This is a genomic window from Pseudomonas sp. AC136 (genome assembly GCF_979258585.1).
Map to the genome: position 1 here is coordinate 3,373,981 of NZ_OZ409865.1, position 24,361 is coordinate 3,398,341.

The window sequence follows — 24,361 nt, forward strand, 5'->3', positions numbered from 1 at the left end:
TCGTTGGTGCTGCGCAAGAACCCGCTGAAGGGCCATGCTCTCAGCGGGTTTTTTTCTTACCTACTCAGGCGTTTTTCTCTGTGCCTATCGTTGCGCCTTTTATCGCTGGAATCGGATGCCGCGCGGGTTGTAGCGAGGCTGAACTTCGCCAATTGCTGGAACACACCTTGGCCGCGCACGGGTTGGGCCTCGGCGACGTCGCCGGCCTCGCCAGCGTTGAACATAAACGTGATGAAGCCGGCCTTCGCGCGCTCGCCGCGACGTTGCGCTTGCCGCTCGCGTGGCTGCCACCGGCTCAGTTGGACGCAGCCAGTGATCGCGTCAGCAGCGTGTCGGCCATTGCCCTGCGCGCAACTGGCGCAGTCAGCGTCGCCGAGGCAAGCGCTCTGGCGCAGGTGGAAGCGGTGACGGGAAAACGCGCCGGGCTTTTAATCGGTAAACACATCAGCGCGAGCGCCACCGTGGCCATCGCCGGCGTGGAGGAATGCGTATGACGGTGTATTTCATCGGCGCCGGCCCTGGCGACCCCGAGCTGATTACCGTGAAAGGCCAGCGCTTGATACGCAGCTGCCCGGTGTTGCTGTACGCCGGTTCGCTGGTGCCAGAGGCGGTGCTGGAGGGCCATCGCGCAGATACCGTGGTGAACACCGCCGAGCTGCATCTGGATGAAATCATCCGCCTGATCGAGACGGCCCACAGCCAGGGGCAGAACGTTGCCCGCGTGCACTCGGGTGATCCGTCGTTATACGGCGCAATCGGCGAGCAGATTCGCCATTTACGCCGCCTGAATATTCCCTTCGAAATCGTGCCCGGCGTCACCGCAACGGCAGCCTGCGCGGCCTTGCTGGAAAGCGAGCTGACGCTGCCCGGCATTGCGCAAACGGTGATTCTCACGCGTTACGGCAGCCGCTCGAAAATGCCGGAAGGCGAGGAGCTAGCCGACCTGGCCCGCCATGGCACCACCATGGCCATTCACTTGGGCGTGCAGCACCTGGGCAAAATCGTCGAAGCGCTGGTGCCGCATTACGGCGCCGATTGCCCCATCGCAGTGGTGCACCGCGCCAGTTGGCCCGATCAGGATTGGGTGCGTGGCACCCTGGCCGATATCGAAGCGGCGGTGACGGCGAAAGGCTTTCAGCGCACGGCCTTGATCGTGGTCGGTCGGGTGCTCAGCGCCGACGCCTTCGCTGACTCCAACCTGTACCGCGCCGGGCATGCGCACCTGTTTCGCCCGGCCAGTGACTAAACGCCCGGCGAAACGGCCGCACATCGCCCGCCCGGCAAAGCAGTGCAACTGCGCGTCGCTTGCCTCGGTCAGTAGCTTTGGGCTCGTCAGAGCCACTGCATGACGTCTGTACGGGGGGCTTTTTATGCTGGCGCAACTTCCACCGACCCTGCGCAATCTGCAACTGCCGTTGCGCCTGCGCTTATGGAACGGCTACGAACTCGACCTGGGGCCGCAGCCGCAGGTGACCATGGTGATCAAGGACCCTGGCCTGATCAGTCAGCTCAGTCATCCGAGCCTGGATGCACTCGGCGGTGCATACGTGGAAGGACGGCTGGAGCTGGAGGGGCCGATTTCGGAGGTGATCCGCCTGGGCGATGCCCTGAGCGAAGCGTTAAGCGATGGTGAGCAACGGGCGTTGCCGCGCGAAGCGCACGACAAGGCCACCGATGCCGAGGCGATTTCCTATCACTACGAACTGTCGAACGGCTTCTACGAACTGTGGCTCGACCCGGACATGGTCTATTCCTGCGCCTACTTTCCTACCGGAAAAGAAGGCCTGGCCACCGCGCAGCAGGCCAAGCTGCGCCACTTGTGCCGCAAGTTACGGCTGCAACCCGGCGAGCACCTGCTCGACGTCGGCTGCGGTTGGGGTGGTTTGGCGCGCTTTGCCGCCCGTGAGTTCGGCGTGCAGGTCACCGGCATCACCCTGAGCCAGGCGCAGCTGGACCTCGCTCGTGGGCGGGTGGCGGCCGACGGCCTGCAAGACGCGGTGCAGCTTAAGCTGATGGACTATCGCGACGTGCCGCAGGACGGCCGTTTCGACAAAGTGGTCAGCGTGGGCATGTTCGAACATGTCGGTCACGCCAATCTGCCGCTGTACTGCCAGCAGCTATTCGGTGCAGTGCGCGAAGGCGGCCTAGTGATGAACCACGGCATCACCTCGCGGTACACCGATGGCCGCCCGGTTGGGCGCGGCGCGGGCGAATTCATTGGCCGTTACGTGTTTCCCCACGGCGAGCTGCCGCACGTGAGCCGCATGACGGCGCATCTCAGCGAAGCCGGTTTGGAAGTGGTGGATGTGGAAAGCCTGCGGTTGCACTACGCGCGCACCTTGGACATGTGGAGTGCCAACCTGGAAAGCCGGCTCAGCGAAGCCAGGGCGCTGGTGCCGGAGCAGGCGTTGCGCATCTGGCGTTTGTACCTGGCCGGCTGCGCCTATGGGTTTGCCCGCGGCTGGATGAACTTGCATCAGATTCTCGCGGTAAAACCACTGGCCGATGGCAGCCATAGCCTCCCGTGGTCGCGCGCCGATCTGTACGGATGAAAAAACCGTTAGCTGCGTATGCCCCTGAACGCGCCGGTGCAGTAGCCTCGGCGCACATTTCCTGTTGGGGCCGGCCATGGCAGCCATTGAAAACATTACCTATTACCTGGACATGCAAAGCCCCGAGCAGGTGCGCGGCAAACCGCTGCCGGCAGCGCTGAGCATTGTCGAGTGCGTGATCAAGCAGTTCCCGCTAAACCGTTTTCTGTACCAACTGGTGGGCGGGCCGTGGGAGTGGACCGACAAGCTGGTGTGGACCGACGCGCAATGGCGCGAGCTGGTAGAACAAGACAACCACCGCACCTTCGTCGCCTACGAGCAGGGCGCTATCGCCGGCTACTACGAGCTGCAACGCAGCGCCGACGGTGACGTGGAGATTCTGTACTTCGGCCTGGTGCAGGAATTTTTCGGCAAAGGCTTTGGCGGCCCGATGCTGACGCACGCGCTGGAGTCGGCCTGGGCCTGGCCGGGCACCAAGCGGGTGTGGGTGCATACCTGCACGCTGGATCACCCGAGCGCGCTGGGCAATTACCAGGCGCGCGGGTTGCAGGTTTACAAGGAAGAAGTTGAAGCCTGAATCGGCGGTTACAAAATCGGCGAAATCAACCTGGCGATGCGCATGCCCAACTGGCGCAGGCGGTGGATGTTTTGGTCATCGCCCGCCGCCAGTTCAATCGCCTGGCCGAAGTCATTGTCGAGCATGCGTTCCACCTCCAGGGCGAACGCTTCGTCGACGGTGATCAACATGATTTCGAAGTTCAGGCGGAAGGAACGGTTGTCGAGGTTGGCGCTGCCGATGGCGGCGATCTTCTGATCGATCAGTACCACCTTCTGGTGCACAAACCCCGGCTGATAGCGAAACACCCGCACGCCGCTGTGCAACGCCGCGAAGGCGTACAGGCTGGAGGCGGCATACACCGTGCGATGGTCCGGCCGTGACGGCAGCAAGATGCGCACGTCCACGCCGCGCAGCACGGCCAGGCGCAGGGCGGCGGACACCGATTCGTCCGGAATGAAATACGGGCTGGTTATCCACAGGCGCTCGCGGGCGCAGTTGGCCGCTTCGACAAAAAACAGCGAGCAGGTTTCCTGCGCATCGGCCGGGCCGCTGGTGAGCACCTGGCACAGCTTGCCTTCGCCGCCGTAGGCCTCGGGCAGCATGAGCGGTGGCAGCTGGCGCGTGGCCCAAAACCAATCTTCCGCAAACGATTCCTGCAAACACGCCACCGCCGGGCCGCGCAGTTCCACGTGGGTGTCGCGCCACGGTGCCAGCGGCGCTTTCAACCCCAGGTATTCGTCGCCTACGTTGAGGCCGCCGACAAAACCGAAGTCGCCATCGACCACCACGATTTTGCGGTGGTTACGGAAGTTCAGCTGGAAGCGATTGATCAGTCCACGGCGCGTGCTAAAGGCGCGCACATTGACGTCGCCGTTGCGCAGCGTCTGGATGTAGCGGCGCGGCAGGGCGTGGCTGCCGATGCTGTCGTACAGCAAATAAACCGCCACGCCGGCCGCCGCGCGCTCCAGCAGCAGGGCGTGTAAACGACGGCCGAGGTCGTCGTCGTGGATGATGAAAAACTGCACCAGCACCACCTGCCGGGCGCTGGCGATGGCGGCGAAAATGGCTTCGAACGTGGCGTTGCCGTCGATCAACAGCCGCACCTGATTATTCGCCAGGCACGGCATGTGGCCCAACGAGGGCAGGGCGCCGAGGGTGCGGTAGGCGTCGGTGTCTTGCGCGGCCAGGGCCTCCTCGGCCCAGGGGCGCCAGTTCAGGGTGCTCATGGCGGTGCGCATTTCTCGGTCGGCGTGGCGGCGCGCGCGGATGTACGCATCGAACGTGCTACGGCCAAACACCAGGTAGGGAATCAGCGTCAGGTACGGAATAAACAGCAGCGACAACGCCCAGGCGATGGAACCCTGGGCGGTGCGTACCGTGAGGATGGCGTGCAGCGCGGCGCAGATGCCGAGCAGGTGGGTGAGGGCTATCAGGTAGCCGAACAGCGGTGGAATAATCAGGTCCATGCCGGGGTCGCTTGGGCAATGTGCTGACACGCAATGTGCCGTGTGCCGGTGCAACTGTCGACTGTAGCTGGCGTCTACATGGCTGGCCGCGCCATAGTTGCGCCGCTTCCCCACCTGCCAGAAGGACCGTGATTTATGAAGATTCGCCTTGTTCTTGCCTGCACCGCCGCGCTCGGAATGTCGTCCATGGCACAGGCCGAGAAGCTGCAACCCGGGCTGTGGGAAATCCAGTCGAAAAACATGCAGGTCAATGGCCAGCAGATGCCCGATCTGCAATTGCTAATGGGCAGCCTGCCGCCTGAGCAACGCAAAATGGCTGAGCAGGCCATGGCCAAACAAGGCGTGGCGATGGCGGGCAACGGCGTGCGCATGTGCATCACCCCGGAGCAGGCGCAAACCGACAACTTCCCAACCCAAGGCGCCCATTCCGGCTGCAAGCAGCAGATCACCGAACGCACTCCGCAAATGATGAAATTCACCGTCAGTTGCCCGCAGGGACAAGGGCAAGGGCAGACGACTTTCCTCAGCTCTCGTGAGTTCGCCACCACCGTTAACGGCACGTTTTTGATGGGCGGACAGAAGCAGCAAGGCCGCCTCGAATCGACGGGTCGTTGGGTGGGTGCCGACTGTTCAGGCCTGCCTGCCAACACGCGTTAATGGCGCCCGCTCGGCGCAATTACTGCCAGTTCCACGTGAAACCCCTGGCCCTGCTGGCTTACAGCGCGGCGCAGGGGTTTTTTATGGCATTCGGAAAAATCGGGACGGTCGTTAAAGTCCGAAGTTTTGTTATTGTATAACGTGTAATACTATAACAATCGTTGAGCTAAACCGGCTCCTGTTCTGATGAGAATCCGCCATGCAAGCGCCCCGTTTACCCGTCACTGTTTTGTCCGGCTTTCTTGGCGCGGGCAAGAGCACGTTGCTCAATCACATCCTGCGTAACCGCGACAATCTGCGCGTCGCCGTGATCGTTAACGACATGAGCGAAATTAACATCGACGGCAGCGAAGTGCAGCGCGACGTCAGCCTCAATCGCGCCGAAGAAAAGCTGGTGGAAATGAGCAACGGCTGCATCTGCTGCACCCTGCGCGAAGACTTGCTCGAAGAAGTGAACCGGCTGGCCCGCGATGGCCGTTTCGACTATCTGCTGATCGAATCCACCGGCATCGCCGAACCTTTGCCCGTGGCCGAAACCTTCACCTTTCGCGGTGAAGACGGCCAATGCCTCAGCGACGTGGCGCGCCTGGACACCATGGTTACCGTTGTCGACGGCCTGAACTTCCTGCGCGATTACCAACAAGCTGACAGCCTGGCGAGCCGTGGCGAAGTGGTGGACGAGGACGACGAACGCTCGATTACCGATTTGCTCATTGAGCAGGTGGAATTCGCGGACGTAATTCTGGTGAGCAAAATTGATCTGATCTCCCGCGAAGATCGCCGCGAGCTGATGAGCATTCTGGCCAGCCTCAACACCCACGCCGAAATCCTACCGATGGTGATGGGCCAAGTGCCGTTGGGCAAAATTCTCGACACCGGCCGCTTTGATTTCGAGCGCGCCGCACAAGCACCCGGTTGGCTTCAGGAGCTACGCGGCGAGCACCTGCCGGAAAGCGAGGAATACGGCATCGCCTCGTTTGCTTATCGGGCGCGGCGGCCGTTTCATCCGCAGCGCTTTTACGCTTTCATCAACCGCGAATGGAGCAACGGCCGGCTGCTGCGCTCCAAAGGTTTCTTCTGGTTGGCGAGCAAACATCAGGACGCCGGCAGTTGGTCGCAGGCGGGCGGTCTGATGCGCTATGGCTTTGCCGGGCGCTGGTGGCGCCACGTGCCGAAAGAGCAGTGGCCGCAAGACGACGAGGGCGTCGCCACGGTGATGCGTCATTGGAGCGCGGAGGTGGGCGATTGCCGTCAGGAGTTGGTGTTTATCGGTCAGAACATCGACTTCGCCCAACTCGGTAGCGAGCTGGACGACTGCCTGTTAAGCGATGCCGAAATGGCCCTGGGCAGCGACGGCTGGGCACATTACGCCGACCCGTTCGGCCCGTGGCACGAGGCCGCGTGAGGGCGGATCAGCGATCCATCCACACGCCACGGTTCTGCTTTTCGCAGGCCGGCTTGAGGTAGGCGGAGTCGCTGGCTACGCCGTAGTAGTGGATGTCTTGCTGATACGGCGTGCCCGGCACTTTGGCCGAGCGGCACACGCCGAACGAGCCCTGCGGGCACTGCTCAACGTAATCCACCGTCACCTGCTGGCCCTTCATCGTCGGCTGGCAAAAACCGCTGTGAAACAGGTTGGGCGGAATGCTGCGGTTCTGCTGGCAGACTTTCACATCCAGGCGTTCAGCCTGGCTGTGCACCACGCAGGCCTCGGCCATCACCTGGCCGGACAGAAGAAGCAGCAAAGGCAACAGCAGTACGCGCATCGTGGGTCTCCGGCGCCGAAAAAATGTGCCGGCGACTCTAGCACGGCGAGCCCCACGCTTGTGCCTGTGGCGCTTTTCGCCGATGGTTATCCACCCTGAAAAACACTCCCCGAGAACCCACGTGCTCAGCGACATTCCCACGCATTTGATTGCCGGCCCGCTGGGCGCCGGGAAAACCAGCTTGATTCGTCATCTGCTGGCGCAGCGGCCTGCCGACGAGCGCTGGGCCGTGCTAATCAATGAATTCGGCCAGATTGGCCTCGACGCTGCGTTGCTGACCACCGGCGACGATGGCATCGCCCTGAGCGAAGTGGCGGGCGGCTGCCTGTGTTGCGTGAATGGCGCGCCGTTTCAAATCGGCCTTGCCCGGTTGCTGCGCAAAGCCAAACCCCATCGCCTGTTTATCGAGCCGTCAGGCCTGGGCCATCCGGCGGCACTGCTGGCGCAATTGCGTGATCCGCCCTGGGAAGGTGTGCTGGCCGTGCAGCCGAGCGTGCTGGTGCTGGACGCCCAAGCGCTGGCCGCCGGCTTGCCGCTGCCGGACAGCCAGCAAGCGGCCTTGGCCGAGGCCGGCTTGCTGGTGCTGAACAAAGCCGAACAGCTTGACGCCGACGCCCGCGCCGCCATCGTCAACCGCCTGCCAGCGCGCCCGATTTTCTGGACCAGCCAGGGCGCCGTGCCGCTGGCCGAACTCCCCGGCGCCACCGCGCAGGCCGCAGCCGGCGCGCCGGAACTGCCAAACAGCGAGGCCGGCAGCCGGGCCAGCGTCTGGCTCGATGCCACGCAACCTATCTGCCAGAGCGGCGGCCAAGCCGAAGGCTGGAGCATCGGCTGGCGCTGGCATCCCAGCCAGCAATTCGAACTTATGCGCCTGCAAACCTGGCTGGCGAGCCTGCCCTGGCGGCGCGCCAAACTGGTGATGCACAGCAACGCCGGCTGGCTATCGGCCAACGCCTTGAACGGCGAGCCGCTGCACTGGCAAAGCAGCGAATGGCGCAAAGACTCGCGCCTGGAACTGATCTTCAGCGAACCGCAAAACGAGCACCAGCTCAACGCTGGAATGGCAGCCTGTAGGTTTGGGTCGGTCCGCGTTCGGTAAGCGCAGCGAAGCCCAACGCAAAACCATTAAACTTGCGCTCACGTTTCCCTAGAAGTCCGCCCCTTATGACCGCCTTCACCCTGCACCCCTGGTCCCACGCCAGCTCCGCCCACTTCACCCTGCGCGGCTGGCACAGCAAGCCCAGCGGCAAGCCCTTGCTGCACTTCATCCATGGCAACGGCTTTTGCGGGCGCACGTACGAGCCGATGCTCAAACACCTCGCCGCAGATTTCGACCTCTGGCTCTGCGACGTTCAAGGCCATGGCGACAGCGACCACGGCGGCCGTTTCCACGGTTGGAATCGCAGCGCCGAACTGGCGGTGGAAGCGTTCGATGCCGGCCGCAGCGTATTCGGTCACGTGCCGCGTTTCGCCCTCGGCCACAGTTTTGGTGGCGTGCTCAGCAGCTTGATCCTGGCCAAGCACCCAGAGCTGTTTCAACGCGCGGTGTTGCTCGACCCGGTGTTGTTTCCGCCAACGTTGATCGGTGTGATGGCGGTGTCGGAAGTGCTCGGCTTGCAGCGTCAGCACAGCATGGCGCGCAAATCCGCCGCGCGGCGCAAACAGTGGCCAGACCGCGCGGCGGCGTATGCCGGCTTGCATGGCCGGGGCACGTTCAAAGGGTGGGAAGACGCGGCGCTATGGGCGTATGTGGAGCACGCGTTGAAGGACGTGGAAAACGGCGTCGAGCTGAAATGCCGGCCCAGCCGCGAGGCCGAGATTTTCAGCTCCTACCCGCGCCGGCTCTGGAGTTCGCTAAGCAAAATCGTCACACCGACGCTGATCGTGCACGGCCAGGACAGTTACCCGTTCGTGGCCAAAGCGGTGGCGCGTGTCAGCGCACTTAACAGCCATGTGCGCGGGCAAGTGGTGGCAGGCGGGCATTGTTTTATGCAGCAGACCCCGCTGGACAGCGCCGAGCGGGTTCGCGGTTTTTTGCTGAAGGAGTAAGGCGTGGGGCTTAGTGCAGCTTGTCGTGCTTGCGCCGCCAGTCGCTGAGCTGCACCACGTTGCCGCTGACACGTTCTGGCACCACGTCAATCACGGCATGGGGCGCGGCGTTGTCCATCACCACGCTGTCGCCCACCACGTTGGGCTGCGCCACCGGTTGCCCCGGCTTTTCCACGAACGGGTGGGGCGCTAGCTCGATGGTGCCCACGTGCTGGCCAAACATGGTGATGGTGCCGGAGTGGCGCTGTTCACTGGTGACGGTGAATTCAAAGCCATACACCCGCGCCAGGCGACGGCGGCCGCGAGCATCCGGTAGCAATGCAATGCGGCGCAGGGCGACGTTGTCGTCGAGCAGAATCACTTCCATGCGCTGACAGTGCTGCTTCACCCGCTCCAACGCGCGTTCGCGCAAGCCATGGGCATGCCACAGCCAGGCGGCACCGGCAGCCAGCAACATCAGCACGAACATATTGCCCAGGGTCAACATCGCGACGCACTCCTACAAGAGGGCCAAGCTTACTCGCGTCTTTGTGACCAACTCCAGCGTCGGCTATGACCGTCAAGCGGGTGGCCGGCTCAGCTTGTCGTTGCGCTGTGCAGGCCGAGGCGTTCGAACATGATGCGGGCGATTTCCCGCTCGCCCATCACCACCAGGTCGGCGCCGTGTTGCTGCAGGTAATCCACTTCGTCGTCGAAATGGGCGCGGGCGATGATGTCCAGATTGGCATTGGCGGCGCGCGCATGAATCGCGATGGCCCCCGCCTCCAAGCCATTAGGAATGGCGATCAGCAGCCAGCGCGCGTTGGCCACATTGGCCAGTTCCAGCACGCGGGCGCTGGCGGCATTGCCATGCACCACGCTGTGGCCGACTTCGCGCAGTTCCTGAGCCTGGGTGCGGTTGTCTTCGATGATCACCAACGGCACGCCTTCCTCGCGTAGCCGCGCGCTGATGCGGCTGCCGACGCGGCCGTGGCCGATCAAAATGGCGTGACCGGTTTCGGTAATTGGCTGGAATTCCTCGGGCGCTTCTTCCTCAACCGTGGCTGCTGGCGCGGTTTTTTCGCGGCCATCGAGCCAAGGCTGAATGCGGTCGATCAGGGTAAACAGCATGGGGTTGATGACGATCGACAAAATCGCGCCGGCCAAAATGTAATCACGCCCGGCTTCGGGCATCAGCCCCAAGCCCACGCCGAGGCCGGCGAGAATGAACGAGAACTCACCAATCTGCGCCAGGCTGGCCGAAATGGTCAGCGCCGTGCTCAGTGGTTTGCCGAAGGCCAGCACGATCAGCAACGCCGCCAGCGACTTGCCGAACACGATGACCAGCAGCGTGGCGAGCACCATCAGGGGCTCGTTAATCAACACCATCGGGTTGAACAGCATGCCCACCGACACGAAGAACAACACCGCAAACGCATCGCGCAGCGGCAGCGAATCGTCGGCGGCTTTGTGGCTGTATTCCGACTCGTTGAGAATCATGCCAGCGAAAAATGCGCCCAGGGCAAACGACACCCCGAACAACACCGCCGAGCCGTACGCCACGCCCATGGCAATCGCCAGCACGGCGAGGGTGAACAATTCACGCGAACCCGTGCCGGCGCTTTTCTCCAGCAGCCAGGGAATCACCTTGCCGCCCACCACAATCATCAGCACCACAAACGCCGCGACTTTCGCCAGGGTAATGCCCAACTGCAGCCAGATACCTTCGTCCGGCGCCGCTTCGCTACCGCCCAGCACACCGGCCAACGCCGGAATCAGCACCAGCGCCAGCACCATTACCAGGTCTTCGACAATCAACCAGCCCACCGCGATTTTGCCGCGTCGGCTGTCGATCAGTTGCCGCGCTTCCAAGGCCCGCAGCAGCACCACGGTACTGGCCACCGAGAGCGCCAGGCCAAAGATCAAACCGGCGCCCCACGACCATCCGGTTAGCCACGACAGCCCCATGCCCATCAGCGTGGCGACGGTTATTTGCACCAAGGCGCCGGGAATGGCGATGTTCTTTACCGACATCAAGTCTTTGAGCGAGAAGTGCAGGCCCACCCCGAACATCAGCAAGATGACGCCGATTTCCGAGAGTTCGTTGGAAAGGTCCTGGTCGGCGACAAAGCCCGGTGTGAACGGGCCGACCAACACGCCCGCGAGCAGGTAGCCAACCAAGGGCGACAAGCGCAGGCGGTTGGCCAGCGTGCCAAGCGCGAAGGCCAGCACAAAGCCGGTCGCCAGGGCCGCGATAAGAGGGGTGTGATGAACCATGAATTCTCCCGAATTGGTGCGAGGGGCGGGCGCCGTTGCATTGCAGTGTGGGCCAGGCTGAAACATCGCGCCGCCGGCCGGAACTGGAGGGGAGGCAGTTCAGCAAACCGGTAAGTGAAGCGATGCGGGCCTCAGTCTAGCGCAGCGAATATGCCAAGCCGGGCGGCTGTTTCAAGGCATTGTTAAACAAGATGTTTGTGCGCTGCGCAGGATCATCCCGCGCTCGCCGACGCGCTGCCCGCGCCCGCTTCCAGTTTTCGCCAGAGCAAACGGATGGCCGCTTTGCGCACCAGCGCGCAGCGGTACAGGCGAATCTCAAGCGGCAACTGCCAATGCGCGCCGCCGCACTCCACCAACTCGCCACGCGCCAGCTCCGGCTCGATGCTCAGGCGCGGCACCCAGGCCACGCCCAACCCTTGCAGCGCCATGCTTTTCAGGCTGTCGGCCATCGCCGTTTCGTACACCGTGGTGGAGCGCAGGCCGCGTTGGCGTAGCAAGGCGTTTACCGAGCGGCCCAGAAACGCGCCGGCGCTGTAGGCCAGCAGCGGCACGCTTTGGCCGCTTTCCAAATCGAACAACGCGTTGCCGTCGGCGTCCACGCCGCACACGGGCAGCATTTCGCTGCGCCCCAACAGCATGGAAGGGAAGATTTCCGGGTCCATTTGCAGCGCCGCGTCGGGGTCGTAGAAGGCCAGAATCAAATCGCAGGCGCCCTCGCGCAGCGCGTGCACCGCCTCGCCGACGTTGGTGGCCACCAGACGACTGGCAATGTTCAAACCGTCCTGACGCAGGCGCGCAATCCACGCCGGGAAGTAACTCAGCGCCAGGGAATGCGCCGCCGCAAATTGCAGCACTTCGCCTTGTTGGCCTTCCAGATGGTGCAGATGGCGCACCACTTCACCGAGTTGCTCGATCACGCTGCGGGCGGTCACCAGAAATAGCTGACCGGCCTCTGTCAGTTCCACAGGCGTGCGCGAGCGGTTCACCAATGTCAGGCCCAACGACTCTTCCAAACTGCGAATCCGTCTGCTGAAGGCCGGCTGGGTGACGAAGCGCTTCTGCGCCGCCTGGGAAAAACTGCGGGTGCCGGCCAGGGTGACGAAGTCTTCCAGCCATTTGCTTTCGAGGTTCATGTGGGCTCCGTTGCGATACCGCTTATTACGCTCGCCGACAAGCGGCAGTCACACCAACATTATGCCGTTTGTGCATACCCCAGCGTTTAACAGCATTGGCCTTAGAAACTGCTCAGTCCTAGTCTAGCCTGCATCGCGGCCAAGCCCGTGCCTACCCTGAGATGAACCTCATCATGTCCCCTGTTGCATCATCGCGCATCGAAAAAGATCTGCTCGGCACCCTCGAAGTTTCTTCCGACGCTTACTACGGCATCCAGACCCTACGGGCTGTGCACAACTTCCGCCTGTCCGGCGTGACGCTGTCGCACTACCCGAAACTGGTGGTTGCCCTGGCGATGGTGAAGCAAGCGGCGGCCGACGCAAACCGCGAGCTGGGCCACCTAAGCCCCGCCAAACATGCGGCGATTAGCGAAGCCTGTGCCCGTCTGGTGCGCGGCGAGTTCCATGACCAGTTTGTAGTCGACATGATTCAGGGCGGCGCCGGCACCTCCACCAACATGAACGCCAACGAGGTGATCGCCAACATCGCCCTCGAAGCCATGGGCCACCAAAAAGGCGACTACCAGTACCTGCACCCCAACAACGACGTGAACATGGCGCAGTCCACCAACGACGCCTACCCGACCGCCATTCGCCTGGGGCTGTTGTTGGGCCACGACACCTTGCTCGCCAGCCTCGACAGCCTGATTCAGGCATTCGCCGCCAAGGGTGAAGAGTTCGGTCATGTTTTGAAGATGGGCCGCACCCAACTGCAAGACGCCGTGCCGATGACCCTCGGCCAGGAATTCCGCGCCTTCGCTACGACCCTGGGCGAAGACCTGGCGCGCCTGAAAAGCCTGGCGCCCGAGCTGCTCACCGAAGTGAACCTGGGCGGCACCGCGATTGGCACCGGCATCAACGCCGACCCGCGCTACCAGGCCCTGGCTGTCGAGCGTTTGGCATTGATCAGCGGCCAACCGCTGGTGCCGGCCGCCGACCTGATTGAAGCGACCTCCGACATGGGCGCCTTCGTGCTGTTCTCCGGCATGCTCAAACGCACCGCCGTGAAACTGTCGAAAATCTGCAACGACCTGCGCCTGCTTTCGAGCGGCCCGCGCACCGGCATCAACGAAATCAACCTGCCAGCGCGTCAGCCCGGCAGCTCGATCATGCCTGGCAAGGTCAACCCGGTGATTCCGGAAGCGGTCAACCAAGTGGCCTTCGAAGTGATCGGCAACGACCTGGCCCTGACCATGGCGGCCGAAGGCGGCCAACTGCAACTGAACGTGATGGAGCCGCTGATCGCCTACAAGATTTTCGACTCGATCCGCCTGCTGCAACGGGCCATGGACATGCTGCGCGAGCACTGCATCGTCGGCATCACCGCCAACGAAGCGCGCTGCCGCGAACTGGTGGAAAGCTCTATCGGCCTGATCACCGCGCTGAACCCCTACATCGGCTACGAAAACGCCACGCGCATCGCCAAGCAGGCGCTGGAAAGCGGCCGTGGGGTATTGGAATTGGTGCGTGAAGAGAAGCTGCTGGACGACGCCAGCCTGGCTGAGATTCTGCGCCCGGAAAACATGATCGCCCCGCGTTTGGTGCCGCTCAAAGCAGCGGTGTAACGCGCCACCGTTTCACAGTCACCAGGCTTTGGGGCCACTCTTCCCAAGCCCTTCAGGAGATACAGTGAAAGCTGTGTCTCCTTTTTTTTGCGAGTGGCGCCGACCCTCACCCCCCGCCCTCTCACGCTCGCGGGCGAGGGGGCCTAACCGAGGTTGAGGCGAGATAGGCGATGGATTCCCCTCTCCCGCTGGCGGGAGAGGGGCTAGGGGTGAGGGCCGCAAACGCCACCAATCCCGGTTAAAACACCGACCACCCAATCCGCTGGCTCAACAACTCCAACGCCGCCATGCCCACCAGCGAGTTGCCCGCCGCGTTCAATTCCGGCGACCACACGCACACCGTAAACCGCCCCGGCACCACCGCAACGATGCCGCCGCCCACGCCGCTCTTACCCGGCAGCCCAACCCGATAGGCGAAATTCCCGGCTTCGTCATACAGCCCGCTGGTGGCCATGATCGAATTCACCTGCTGGGTTTGTCGCGCCGTCAAAATCTGTTCGCCGCTGTGTTTGCAGAAGCCATCGTTGGCGAGAAAGCAAAAGGCGCGGGCCAGGTCGACGCAGCTCATGCGCAGCGCGCAGTAATTGAAATAACTGCGCAGCACGGCCTCGACATCGTTATGAAAGTTGCCGAACGACTGCATCAGGTACGCCATCGCCGCATTGCGCGCACGGTGCTGGTACTCCGACTCGGCGACATGGCGATCCACCGTGACCTCGGCGTTGCCCGACAGCCGCCGTACAAAATCGCGCATCGACAACACCGGCGCGGCGAAGCGCGACTGGTTGATGTCACAAATCACCAGCGCCCCGGCGTTGATAAACGGATTGCGCGGTTTGCCGCGCTCGAACTCCAACTGGACCAGCGAATTAAACGGCTGCCCCGAGGGCTCATGGCCGAGGCGTTCCCAGATGGTCTCGCCGGAATGCTCGATGGCCTGTACCAGGCTGAACACCTTGGAAATGCTCTGCACCGAAAACGGTGTGTCGGCGTCGCCGGCACGGAACAGCTCGCCGTCGTTGCCATACACGGCAATGCCCAACTGCGCGGCAGGCACCTCGGCCAACGCGGGGATGTAACTGGCCACTTTGCCCTGGCCAATCAACGGGCGGACTTCATCGAGAATTTCGGTCAACAGCGCTTGCATGGTTGGGCTCCGTGGCGATCACTGCTAGACGATGGTTTTGCAGGCGGCATCACCTAAAAATGGCTCAACCTTTCCAGGCCTTTTTCAGCGCACTTAACGCGGTGGCAATGTGCGCTTCACTGACGCCGGCAAACCCCAGCACAAGCCCGGCGCGCTCGTCCTCGTTAGCTGGCGAATCCGGCAACCAATAGTCACTCAACGCATTGAGTTCAACGCCCTCGGCGGCGGCTTTTTCCACCAGCTCCTGCTCCCGCGCGCGGCTGCTGACGCGCACGCTCAGGTGCAGGCCGGCGTCTACCTGCGGCAACGGCTGGCAGCCCGGCACGTTGCTGGGCCAGCCTTTGATCAAGGCGTCCCGGCGCGCTTGGGCGGCGCGGCGCATGCGGCGGATATGGCGCTGGAAATGGCCGGCGGCGATGAACTCGGCCATTACCGCCTGGGTGCCGATTTCCGAGTGACGAACCGCCAATGCGCGCGCCTGGCTGAAGGCCTCGCTAAGCGACGGCGGTACTACCAGATAACCCAGACGCAGGGCCGGAAAGGCGATTTTGGAAAAGGTGCCGACGTACAGCACCCGGCCATGCTGGTCGAGGGCGGCCAAGGGCGACAACGGCGTGCCGCGGTAGCGGTACTCGCCGTCGTAATCGTCCTCAACAATCCAGGCGTTTTCGCGCGCGGCCCATTCCAGCAATTGCAGGCGGCGCGGCAACGACAGGGTGACGCCCGTGGGGTATTGGTGCGACGGCGTTACGTAGGCCAGCCGGCAGGTTTTCAGGGTGGCAAGCGCCGTTGTGTCGAAGCCGTCTGCGTCCACTGCCACGCCGTGCAGATGAGCGCCCGCCAGGGCAAAGGCCTTGCCGGCGGCGCGGTAGCCGGGGTTTTCAATCGCCACGCCGTCGCCGACGTTGAGCAACACCTGCGCGCAAAGGCTGATGGCCTGTTGCGCGCCGCTGGTAATGATCACGTGGGCCGGGTCACAGACCAGCCCTCGGCTGTTGCGCAAATAGGCGGCAATCAGCTCGCGCAATCGCGGGTCGCCCGCCGCCGAGCCATAGCCCAGGGCAGTCATCGGCGGCCGGCGCCAGAAGTTGGCTTGCAGGCGTGCCCACGTGTCGAAAGGGAAGAGGTCGAAGGCCGGAATGCCAACGCGAAAAGCCCGCGGTGCGTCGAGGCGCGCCGCCGGCAAATGCTCGGTTTCCAGGCGCTGCAGCGCGGTGCTCTGCGCGGTTTGCGTGGGCGGGGTGGCAGGCGTTCTGGCAGCTTTGCGCGCCTTGGTCGCCAGTTCCGCCACATAAGTGCCATCGCCCACGCGACCTTCCAGATACCCCTCGGCATACAGCTGGTCATACGCGCGCACCACGGTATTGCGCGACACGCCCAGCGCGTCGGCCAAGTCGCGCGTGGCCGGCATACGCACGCGGCTGCCGAGCTGGCCGCCGAGAATACGTTCGCGCAAGGCTTCATACAGCTGGCGCGACAAGCCTTTGCTGCGGTCCAGCTGAATGCCGGACGGGTCGAACGGTAGAGGTGATGGCGACATAACAGACTCGAATGCGTGGAGCGAAGCCCAACCTAACATTGGCCCTATGAGATTTGCCATAAATGGCTCTTACACAAGTCCAATGCCTGCCCTAGGATCAGCCCATCCACAGGGAGATTCACCATGTACACGCCCGCTGCCTTCCGCGAAGAAGACCTGCCCACGCTGCACCAGCAAATGGCCCAAACGCCGCTGGCGATTATCGTCAGCCACGATGACAACGGCCTGCAAGCCAGCCACTTGCCATTGCTGCTGGTGCCGGGTGAGGGCCGCTTCGGCACGCTCAAAGGCCACTTCGCCAAAGCCAACCCGCAATGGAAAACCTTGCAAGCCGGTGCCGAGGTGCTGGTGATCTTTTCGGGCGAGCAGGCCTATATCAGCCCCGGTTATTACCCCAGCAAAGCCGAACACGGCAAAGCAGTGCCCACCTGGAACTACATCGCCATTCACGCCCACGGCCGTGCCGAAACGTTCGACGACCCGCAGCGCTTGCGCCAGTTGCTCACCGAACTGACCCACCGTCACGAACAAGGCCGCGCCCAACCGTGGACGATTGACGAAGCGCCGCCGGCGTACATCGACAGCATGCTGCGCGCCATCGTCGGCTTCGAGCTGCCCATCGAGCGCATCGAAGGCAAATGGAAACTGGGCCAGAACCGCGACAAAACCGACTACGACAGCGTGCGCGCCAACCTGGCCGGCAGCGGCTTGGCCAGCGAAGCCGAACTCGCCGCCCGCATGCCGCCCCACGGCTCGCAATAAAGGAGAAGACATGAGCATCACCATCCGCGCCATCACCGCCGCCGACCACGCCGCCTGGCTGCCGTTGTGGCAGGGCTATCAGCGCTTCTACAACACCGTGATCAGCGACGAGACGAGCGCCATCACCTGGCAACGTTTCCTCGACCGCAGCGAGCCAATCAACGCCGCCCTGGCCTGGCAAGACGGCGTCGCCGTGGGGCTGGTGCACTTCATCTACCACCGCTCCACCTGGACCGTCGGCAACTACTGTTACCTGCAAGATTTGTATGTGGAACCGGGCATTCGTGGCGCCGGCATTGGCCGTCAGTTGATCGACCACGTGTACACCTGCGCCGAAGCCGCTGGCGCCTCACGCGTGCACTGGCTGACCCACGAAACCAACACCGACGCCATGCACCTGTACGACAAAATCGCCACCCGTTCGGGCTTCGTGCAATACCGCAAACTCTTCAACTAATTCGCCAGGAATCGCCCATGAGCCTCACCCCGCACCTGAACTGGAAACCGGTCGCCGCCCCGAGTCGCGACACCCTGCAAGGCCGCACCGTGCGCCTGGAAGCCCTCGACCCGACGCGCCACGGCGACGACCTGTGGCTGGCCCTGCAAGGCCCTGATTCCGACCCGCTGCTGTGGGACTATTTGCCCTACGGCCCCTTCCCCGAGCGCGCCGCCTTCGACGCTTGGCTGAGCGCTAACGCCGCGAGCAAAGACCCACAGTTCTACGCCGTCATCGAGCAAACCAGCGGCCAGGTCCAGGGCCTGCTCGCCTACCTCAACATCGCCCCCGCCCACGGCAGCATCGAAATCGGCCACATCTGCTACGGACGCGTGATGCAACGCAGCGTGCAAGCCACCGAAGTGATCCACCTGCTCGCCAAAAACGCCTTCGACCTCGGCTACCGCCGCCTCGAATGGAAATGCAACAACGGCAACGCCCGCTCCAAACGCGCCGCCGAACGCTTCGGCTTCAGCTACGAAGGCCTGTTCCGCCAACACCTCGTCATCAAAGACCGCAACCGCGACACCGCCTGGTACTCCATCATCGACAGCGAATGGGCACCGATTGCCAGGGGGTATGAACGGTGGCTGGAATCGAGCAACTTCGATGGGAATGGGCAGCAGATTCAGGGGTTGGAAGCGTTGCGAAACGGATAAAAGTGCCGGCGTTAATATTCCCTTTTCCAGCCATTCAGCCCCCACCCTGTGGGAGCGGCTTTAGCCGCGATGCTTGTGATTTGGCTCGTGATCCACCGCTTTTGATCTTCCGCTTGTGATCTACCCGCCCCGTTCATCGCAGGCCGAGTGGAGTCGACGTGGAGGGGGTTGAGCGGCCGGGAGCCGCGAAAGGCGTGTCGGGCCATGGATGGCCCGTCTCGCCGTGCCCCCGGAGCGGCGACGGAAGGAGGGAAGTCGGAGCGCAGCGGAGACCCAAGGTAGGGGCAAGCCGTTTTTGCTTACTTTTTAGGGCGACTGCTAAAAAGTGAGTCGCGCGTAAGGCGCGAAACAAAACGTTCAGCAAATGCGGTAATGAATACCTCTGCAGCTCCAACCTGCACGGCTTCAGATTCTGGATTCCCGCGTTCGCGGGAATGACGGAGGTTTTTGCACAGACCCCCGTCATCCTCGCGTAGGCGGGGATCCAGAGTCTTTCGCCAGAGTGCGATTGGTGGCGCTACGGGGATGTTTGGATTCCCGCGTTCGCGGGAATGACGGAGGTTTTCGCATAGACCACCGTCATCCCCGCGCAGGCGGCGGTCCGACGATTCGGGATCCAGAATCTCCGACCGAAGTGCACTTAATGGCCTCGCATCATCCATCCTTAAACCTCGATTCCATCGTCAACTGTTTGTAACAACCCCCACGCATAGTCCCCCGCACTTCAAATAAGAGCGGTGACCCCATGCATTCCCACACCCCCAAATTCCGGCTTCTCCCCCTGATTCTGGCCGTGCAAGCCATCACCCTGGCCACGGCCCAGGCCACCGACTTCAGCGTTGGCGCCGGCACCACCGACAACACCGCCAAAACCCTCACCAGCGGCAATACCGGCACCATCGCCAACGGCGGCAGCCTGCAAAATGGCGTCAACGCCCCGGTAGTCGATATCACCGGCACGAGCGGCACGGTCACGCTCAACAACTCGGGCACCCTCGCCAACACGGGCAGCGGTCGCGCCGTAGACAACAACACCAATGGCCTCAGCATTGTGGTCAACAACAACGGCACCATCAGCGCCGTGAGCAGCGACGCCCTTCGCCTGAACAAGGCCAATTCCTCGCTGGTGCTGAACAACAACGGCACCATCAAAGTCACCGGCAGCGGCACCAGCGGCGGGCAAGCGCTGGACCTGCGTGGCGCCGATGGCACCGGCAACAAAATCATCAACAACGGCTCCGCCACCAACCGCAACGCGCTGATCGAATCCAGCAACGACGACGCCCTGCGCCCCGGCAGCAACACCACCATCAACAACTACGGCACCATCACCAGCACGGGCACGGTCAACACCAAATGCCCGGACTACATCAGCGCCTGCAGCGGCGCTGCCAGCGCCATGGACGCCATCGATTCCAAGCTGGCCGTCACCGTCAACAACTGGGGCACCATTTCCGGGCCGCGCCATGGCGTGACCTCCGATGCTGGCGTCACCGTTACCAACTACCAAGGCGGGCAAATCATCGGTCGCAACGGCTCCGGCGTCGGCAGTGATGGCGTGGGCACAGTGCTTAACTACGGCTTGATCAGCGGCCGCTATGCCGGCGCCGGCAAGGTGTTCGAGCACCTGGGCGGCAACACTGGTTTCAGCACCGCCAACAACGGTGATGGCGACGGCGTGGACATCGATGGCATCGCCAGCATCACCAACTACGGCCGTATCGAAGGCGTGGGCGCCGGCGGTGTGGATTCCAGCGGCTTCCCCAATGGCGCCGATGGCATCGCGGCGGGCGGCGGCACGATCATCAACCACGCGGGCGCTGAAATTTTTGGCCAGTCCAAGGGCATCCTCATCGACGACGGCGCCAATGGCTCTGCCATCGCAGCGCAACGCGGCACGGCGACAGCGGTTGGCGGCGTGGCGACGATCACCAACGGCGGCAGCATCATCGGTGCGGACAGCACCGCCATCGGCCTGGTCGGCGATTTTGCCGACAGCCTGACCAACCTGGCCGGCGGCGTGATTCGCGGCGGCGCCAAGTCGGTGCGCGTTGACCAATTGAGCAGCACAACGGCAGCCGCCGCGGTGCAAATGGGCGCGGGCAACGACACCCTGAGCAACGCCGGCTCCATCGTTGGCTTGAATGGCCTGGCCGTGGACATGGGCACCGGTGACGACAGCCTCACTGTACTCACCGGCGGCACCTTTGGCGGCCTGGTAGATGGCGGCGCCGGCACTGACACGCTGACTCTCAGCGGCAGCGGTGTCGGTCAGTTTGGCAACAGCCAGAACTTCGAAACCTTGGCCGTCACGGGCGGCAAGTGGACCGTCAGCAGCAACGACTTCAGCGCTGGCGGCAACGTGGCCAGCGGCGCGACGCTGATCAATCAGGGCAGCATTGGCGGCGTGCTCAGCATTGCCAACGGCGCCCGTTATGGCGGCACCGGTCGCTTGGGCAGCCTGCAACTGGGCAGCGGCGCCACGTTCGACTATTCCCTCAACGCCAGCGGCGCACCGGTGCAACTGAGCGGCAGCGCCACCCTGGGCAACGCCGCGCTAAACCTGACCGCCAACGGCAGCGGTTACGCCGAGCGCAGCAGCTTGCTGACGGCAGCCGGTGGCGTTAACGGGCAGTTCGGCAGCGTGACCCACAACTTTGCCTTCCTGACCCCAACCGTCACCTACACCGCCAACACGGTTGAGCTGCAACTGACCCGCAACGACACCGCCTTCGCCGCGCTCGCCAGCAGCGAAAACGCGCGCAACCTGGCAAACAATCTCGCCGCCCAGCGCGACAGCAGCGTGTACAACGCTCTGCTGACCACCGACAAAGCCACCGCCAGCCAGGCCCTTGAGCAGCTGGCCGGCACCAGCAACGCCAGCATGGCGGCCGCCACCATGGCCGGCTCCAGCCAGGTGAGCAGCGTGATGCAAGGCGCCATGAGCCAGCTCGGCGGCTTCGGCAGCAGCTTGCAAGCCTCGGTGTTGCGTGATGACGGTCCGCAACTGGTGGCCGTCGGCGTACCGAATGAAGCACGTGGTCTGCACGACCCCAAAGCCGCTGGCCGCGTGTGGGTGCAGGCCCTCGGCAGCCACGGCACGGTTGATGGCGAGCACGGCAGCAGCGATGTCGACCAGAACACCGGCGGCACGTTGTTTGGTGCGGATTGGGCGCTGAACCCGGACTGGCGTTTGGGTGTGGTCGGCGGTTATTCACGCACCGACATCGACGCCGGGCAGGGCGCCTCGGGTGATGTCGACAGCTACCACGTGGGTGTTTACGCCCTGACCCAACTCGACCAATTGGCCCTGCGCCTTGGCGCGGCCTACAGCCGTCACGACGGCGAAAACAAACGGCGGGTTCGCTTCGCCGGCGTGGACGACAAACTGCACGGCGACTACGACGCTGATAGCCAGCAAGCCTTTGCCGAATTGGCGTACCCCTACGCCAGCGGCCGCCTGCTCGCCGAGCCGTTCGCCGCTGTCGGCTACCAACGCTACGACCGCGACGCTTACAGCGAAAAAGGCGGCAACTCGGCCCTACGCGTGGAGTCGCAAGACCAAGACAACCTCAGCACCACCTTGGGCCTGCGCCTTGCCGGCCTCAACCACCTCGACAACGGCATGAGCTTCACCCCGCGCATGAGCGTGGGCTGGCGCCACACCTACGGCAACGTCGACAGCGAAACGCGCCAGGCGTTTGTCAGCGGCGGCACCAGCTTCAGCGCCCAGGGTACGGCCCTGGATCGCAATACGTTGCTGGTTGAGGCCGGGTTTGATGTGGGGATTACGGCTACCCAGAGTTTGGGGCTGGGGTATGTGGGGGAGATGGGGGATAACGCGCAGAATCATGGGGTTGTGGCGCAGTGGCAGATGGGGTTTTGAGGTTAGGTGTATCTCAGGAAGCGTGGGGATGACGGAGGTTTTTGCACAGACCCCCGTCATCCTCGCGAATGCGGGGATCCAGAGTTTCGGACCGAAGTGCAATTGGCGGCGCTACGGGGATGTTCGTTCCACGTGAAATTCTGGATTTCGAATCGTCGAACCGCCGCCTACGCGGGAATGACGAAGTTTTTTGCACAGACCACCGTCATCCCCGCGTAGGCGGGGATCCAGAGTTTCTCGCCGGAGTGCAATTGGTGGCGCTACGGGGATGTTAGTCCGGCGGTAAATACTGGATTCCCGCTTTCGCGGGAATGACGGAGGTTTTTGTACAGACCCCCGGTCATCCTCACGAACGCGGGGATCCAGAGTGTCTCGCCGGAGTGCAATTGGCGGCGCTACGTGGATGTTCGTTCCACGTAAAATTCTGGATTCCCGCTTTCGCGGGAATGACGGAAGTTTTTGCACAGACCCTCGTCATCCCCGCGCAGGCGGGAATCCAGAATCCCTCCCCGAAGCGCAATGAGCGGCGCAGCAAATAATCGTCCTGCGCCCCAACCTCAGTGCCCCTGCACCTGCGCCAATTCCCCGCCTTCCTGCCCCTCGCGATCCAACTTAGCCAACCGAGCCGTCAACTCGGCCAGTTGCCCATCCTTCAACACGATCAAGCGCTGCAATTTATCCAGCTGCGACTGCAAATCCGCCACGCGGCTGGACAGCTCTTCGCCTTCGCGCCGGGCCTGGGCCAGTTCTTCCTGAGCCAATGCCAAGCGGTTGTCCGCTTCCTGCTTGGCGGCGGCCTTGCTGCCTTTGGCGCCGTCTTTATGTTCGGCACGGCCGCTGCCTTGTTCGCCTACCAGGCTCAACGTGTCGCTGGCCGCCTGGGTAGCAGGCGCACTGCCGGCTTCGGTGCGTTTGCGCGCGTCCAGCTGGGCCACGCCTTCGCCTTTCCAGCTTTGTTGTTGCTGCTGGGTTTGCGCCAGGGCGTCGCTGCGGTCGGTGGCGTGCAGTTGCTCCCGGTTAGGCAGTTGCAGGGTTTGCGCGCTCTTCATGCGGTTGATGTTGCCGTTGCTGAAGGCGTCCGGGTTCAGGCGCTGGATGGCCAGCATGGCCTGCTGCGGCGAGGCATCGCCGCGAATGCGTTGGGCGATGTCCCAGAGCCGATCATTGGTCTGCGTGCGGTATTGGCCGCCGGCAACAGGCGCGTCGGCAGCGGCTGCGGTGCTGGCTACGGCAGGCGCGGTGGCAACCGGGGCAACAGCTGGCGCGGCGACCGGGGCTTTCGGCTTGGTCACGGGCGCGGCAGCTGCCACCGGGGCGCTCACCGGTGCCGGCGCGGCGTAGGCGTAGTTTGGCGGGTCGATCAGCAGGCTGTATTCACGCAGCTGCAAACCATCCGGGGAAACCACTTCCACGAGGAAGTTCAGGTACGGCTCGGTGATCGGGCGGCTGGTGGTCACGCGGATCATGCTCTGACCTTTGGCGTTCAGCGTGGTCTCGAATTTCAGCGCCAGTACGGCGCTGTCACGGTCGATGCCGGCTTTTTTGAACGCCTCGGGGGAGGCCAGGCGCACTTTCAGTTCTTCCGGACCGAGATCACGCACGCCCTGCAATTCGATTTGCGCGCGCAGCGGTTGGCTGAGGCTTGAGAGCACCTGGGCTTCGCCCACGCTCAGGGCCATGGCGGTTGTCGGCAACAGCGATGCCGAGGCCAGGGCCAGAGCCGTCAGCAGGCGGGGATACTTCTTGAGCATGTCGGCTCTCCTCATCGTTAAGACCACGCAGGGCGCGTGCGGCCGCGCATGATGGCGAGGTTGGCGATGAGCAATTGC

General features: G+C 63.3%; 21 protein-coding genes. 13 read left to right on the forward strand and 8 right to left on the reverse strand.

Annotated elements, in window-relative coordinates:
• Positions 1-80: 80 nt before the first annotated feature.
• The 4 genes from ACZZZU_RS14925 (at position 81) to ACZZZU_RS14940 (ending at position 3,129) form a co-directional block, all read left to right on the forward strand.
• The gene (locus ACZZZU_RS14925; RefSeq protein ID WP_463551052.1) at positions 81-494 is read left to right on the forward strand and encodes a cobalamin biosynthesis protein; all 414 of its coding nucleotides are present in this window, start codon (positions 81-83) and stop codon (positions 492-494) included.
• Entirely contained in the window at positions 491-1,246 is a 756-nt protein-coding gene (gene cobM / locus ACZZZU_RS14930; RefSeq protein ID WP_463551053.1) for a precorrin-4 C(11)-methyltransferase, read from the forward strand. The genes ACZZZU_RS14925 and cobM overlap by 4 nt, the downstream gene beginning before the upstream one ends.
• Before the next feature lie 124 nt (positions 1,247-1,370).
• Positions 1,371-2,552, forward strand: a complete 1,182-nt coding sequence (cfaB, locus tag ACZZZU_RS14935) for a C17 cyclopropane fatty acid synthase CfaB (RefSeq protein WP_463551054.1) — start codon at positions 1,371-1,373, stop codon at positions 2,550-2,552.
• Positions 2,553-2,628: 76 nt separating this feature from the next.
• Positions 2,629-3,129 (forward strand): GNAT family N-acetyltransferase, encoded by a 501-nt coding sequence (locus ACZZZU_RS14940; protein WP_463551055.1) that lies wholly within the window; start codon positions 2,629-2,631, stop codon positions 3,127-3,129.
• Positions 3,130-3,137: 8 nt separating this feature from the next.
• Here the strand turns inward: ACZZZU_RS14940 and cls are convergent, their stop codons facing one another.
• Positions 3,138-4,577 (reverse strand): cardiolipin synthase, encoded by a 1,440-nt coding sequence (gene cls, locus ACZZZU_RS14945; protein ID WP_463551056.1) that lies wholly within the window; start codon positions 4,575-4,577, stop codon positions 3,138-3,140.
• Between the two features lie 135 nt (positions 4,578-4,712).
• Between cls and ACZZZU_RS14950 the strand changes: the two genes are divergently transcribed.
• Together ACZZZU_RS14950 and zigA are read left to right on the forward strand one after the other, a co-directional pair.
• Positions 4,713-5,234, forward strand: coding sequence for a DUF3617 domain-containing protein (locus ACZZZU_RS14950; protein WP_463551057.1), 522 nt, complete (start codon positions 4,713-4,715; stop codon positions 5,232-5,234).
• Between the two features lie 199 nt (positions 5,235-5,433).
• The gene (gene zigA / locus ACZZZU_RS14955; protein WP_463551058.1) at positions 5,434-6,639 is read left to right on the forward strand and encodes a zinc metallochaperone GTPase ZigA; all 1,206 of its coding nucleotides are present in this window, start codon (positions 5,434-5,436) and stop codon (positions 6,637-6,639) included.
• A 7-nt stretch (positions 6,640-6,646) separates the two neighbouring features.
• Here zigA and ACZZZU_RS14960 read toward each other — a convergent pair whose 3' ends face one another.
• On the reverse strand, positions 6,647-7,000 hold the full coding sequence (locus tag ACZZZU_RS14960) for an NADH:ubiquinone oxidoreductase (protein WP_122492323.1): 354 nt from the start codon (positions 6,998-7,000) through the stop codon (positions 6,647-6,649).
• Positions 7,001-7,121: 121 nt separating this feature from the next.
• Here ACZZZU_RS14960 and ACZZZU_RS14965 point away from each other — a divergent pair, with 121 nt between their 5' ends.
• Together ACZZZU_RS14965 and ACZZZU_RS14970 are read left to right on the forward strand one after the other, a co-directional pair.
• A complete protein-coding gene (locus ACZZZU_RS14965) occupies positions 7,122-8,099 on the forward strand; it encodes a CobW family GTP-binding protein (protein WP_463551059.1) in 978 nt (325 codons plus the stop codon).
• A gap of 65 nt (positions 8,100-8,164) precedes the next feature.
• Complete coding sequence (locus tag ACZZZU_RS14970) at positions 8,165-9,049, forward strand: alpha/beta fold hydrolase (RefSeq protein WP_463551060.1); 885 nt, start codon at positions 8,165-8,167, stop codon at positions 9,047-9,049.
• A 10-nt stretch (positions 9,050-9,059) separates the two neighbouring features.
• Here the strand turns inward: ACZZZU_RS14970 and ACZZZU_RS14975 are convergent, their stop codons facing one another.
• The 3 genes from ACZZZU_RS14975 to ACZZZU_RS14985 all read right to left on the reverse strand — a co-directional run bounded on the left by ACZZZU_RS14975 (position 9,060) and on the right by ACZZZU_RS14985 (position 12,438).
• Positions 9,060-9,536 (reverse strand): DUF3301 domain-containing protein, encoded by a 477-nt coding sequence (locus ACZZZU_RS14975; protein ID WP_122492326.1) that lies wholly within the window; start codon positions 9,534-9,536, stop codon positions 9,060-9,062.
• 89 nt (positions 9,537-9,625) lie between these two features.
• Positions 9,626-11,305, reverse strand: a complete 1,680-nt coding sequence (gene ybaL / locus ACZZZU_RS14980) for a YbaL family putative K(+) efflux transporter (protein WP_122492327.1) — start codon at positions 11,303-11,305, stop codon at positions 9,626-9,628.
• A 212-nt stretch (positions 11,306-11,517) separates the two neighbouring features.
• Positions 11,518-12,438, reverse strand: coding sequence for a LysR substrate-binding domain-containing protein (locus ACZZZU_RS14985; RefSeq protein WP_463551061.1), 921 nt, complete (start codon positions 12,436-12,438; stop codon positions 11,518-11,520).
• 173 nt (positions 12,439-12,611) lie between these two features.
• Between ACZZZU_RS14985 and aspA the strand changes: the two genes are divergently transcribed.
• Entirely contained in the window at positions 12,612-14,042 is a 1,431-nt protein-coding gene (gene aspA, locus ACZZZU_RS14990) for an aspartate ammonia-lyase (protein ID WP_122492459.1), read from the forward strand.
• 238 nt (positions 14,043-14,280) lie between these two features.
• Here the strand turns inward: aspA and glsB are convergent, their stop codons facing one another.
• Positions 14,281-15,189 (reverse strand): glutaminase B, encoded by a 909-nt coding sequence (gene glsB / locus ACZZZU_RS14995; RefSeq protein WP_463540654.1) that lies wholly within the window; start codon positions 15,187-15,189, stop codon positions 14,281-14,283.
• 64 nt (positions 15,190-15,253) lie between these two features.
• Entirely contained in the window at positions 15,254-16,729 is a 1,476-nt protein-coding gene (gene pdxR, locus ACZZZU_RS15000) for a MocR-like pyridoxine biosynthesis transcription factor PdxR (RefSeq protein ID WP_463551062.1), read from the reverse strand.
• 123 nt (positions 16,730-16,852) lie between these two features.
• Between pdxR and ACZZZU_RS15005 the strand changes: the two genes are divergently transcribed.
• The 4 genes from ACZZZU_RS15005 (at position 16,853) to ACZZZU_RS15020 (ending at position 22,532) form a co-directional block, all read left to right on the forward strand.
• Positions 16,853-17,491, forward strand: coding sequence for an FMN-binding negative transcriptional regulator (locus tag ACZZZU_RS15005; protein ID WP_463551063.1), 639 nt, complete (start codon positions 16,853-16,855; stop codon positions 17,489-17,491).
• A 10-nt stretch (positions 17,492-17,501) separates the two neighbouring features.
• Positions 17,502-17,948, forward strand: coding sequence for an N-acetyltransferase family protein (locus ACZZZU_RS15010; RefSeq protein WP_463551064.1), 447 nt, complete (start codon positions 17,502-17,504; stop codon positions 17,946-17,948).
• A 17-nt stretch (positions 17,949-17,965) separates the two neighbouring features.
• The gene (locus ACZZZU_RS15015; protein WP_463551065.1) at positions 17,966-18,646 is read left to right on the forward strand and encodes a GNAT family N-acetyltransferase; all 681 of its coding nucleotides are present in this window, start codon (positions 17,966-17,968) and stop codon (positions 18,644-18,646) included.
• Positions 18,647-19,391: 745 nt separating this feature from the next.
• On the forward strand, positions 19,392-22,532 hold the full coding sequence (locus tag ACZZZU_RS15020) for an autotransporter outer membrane beta-barrel domain-containing protein (protein ID WP_463551066.1): 3,141 nt from the start codon (positions 19,392-19,394) through the stop codon (positions 22,530-22,532).
• A 557-nt stretch (positions 22,533-23,089) separates the two neighbouring features.
• Here ACZZZU_RS15020 and ACZZZU_RS15025 read toward each other — a convergent pair.
• Positions 23,090-24,283, reverse strand: coding sequence for a type IV pilus assembly protein FimV (locus tag ACZZZU_RS15025; RefSeq protein ID WP_463551067.1), 1,194 nt, complete (start codon positions 24,281-24,283; stop codon positions 23,090-23,092).
• Between the last annotated feature and the right edge of the window lie 78 nt (positions 24,284-24,361).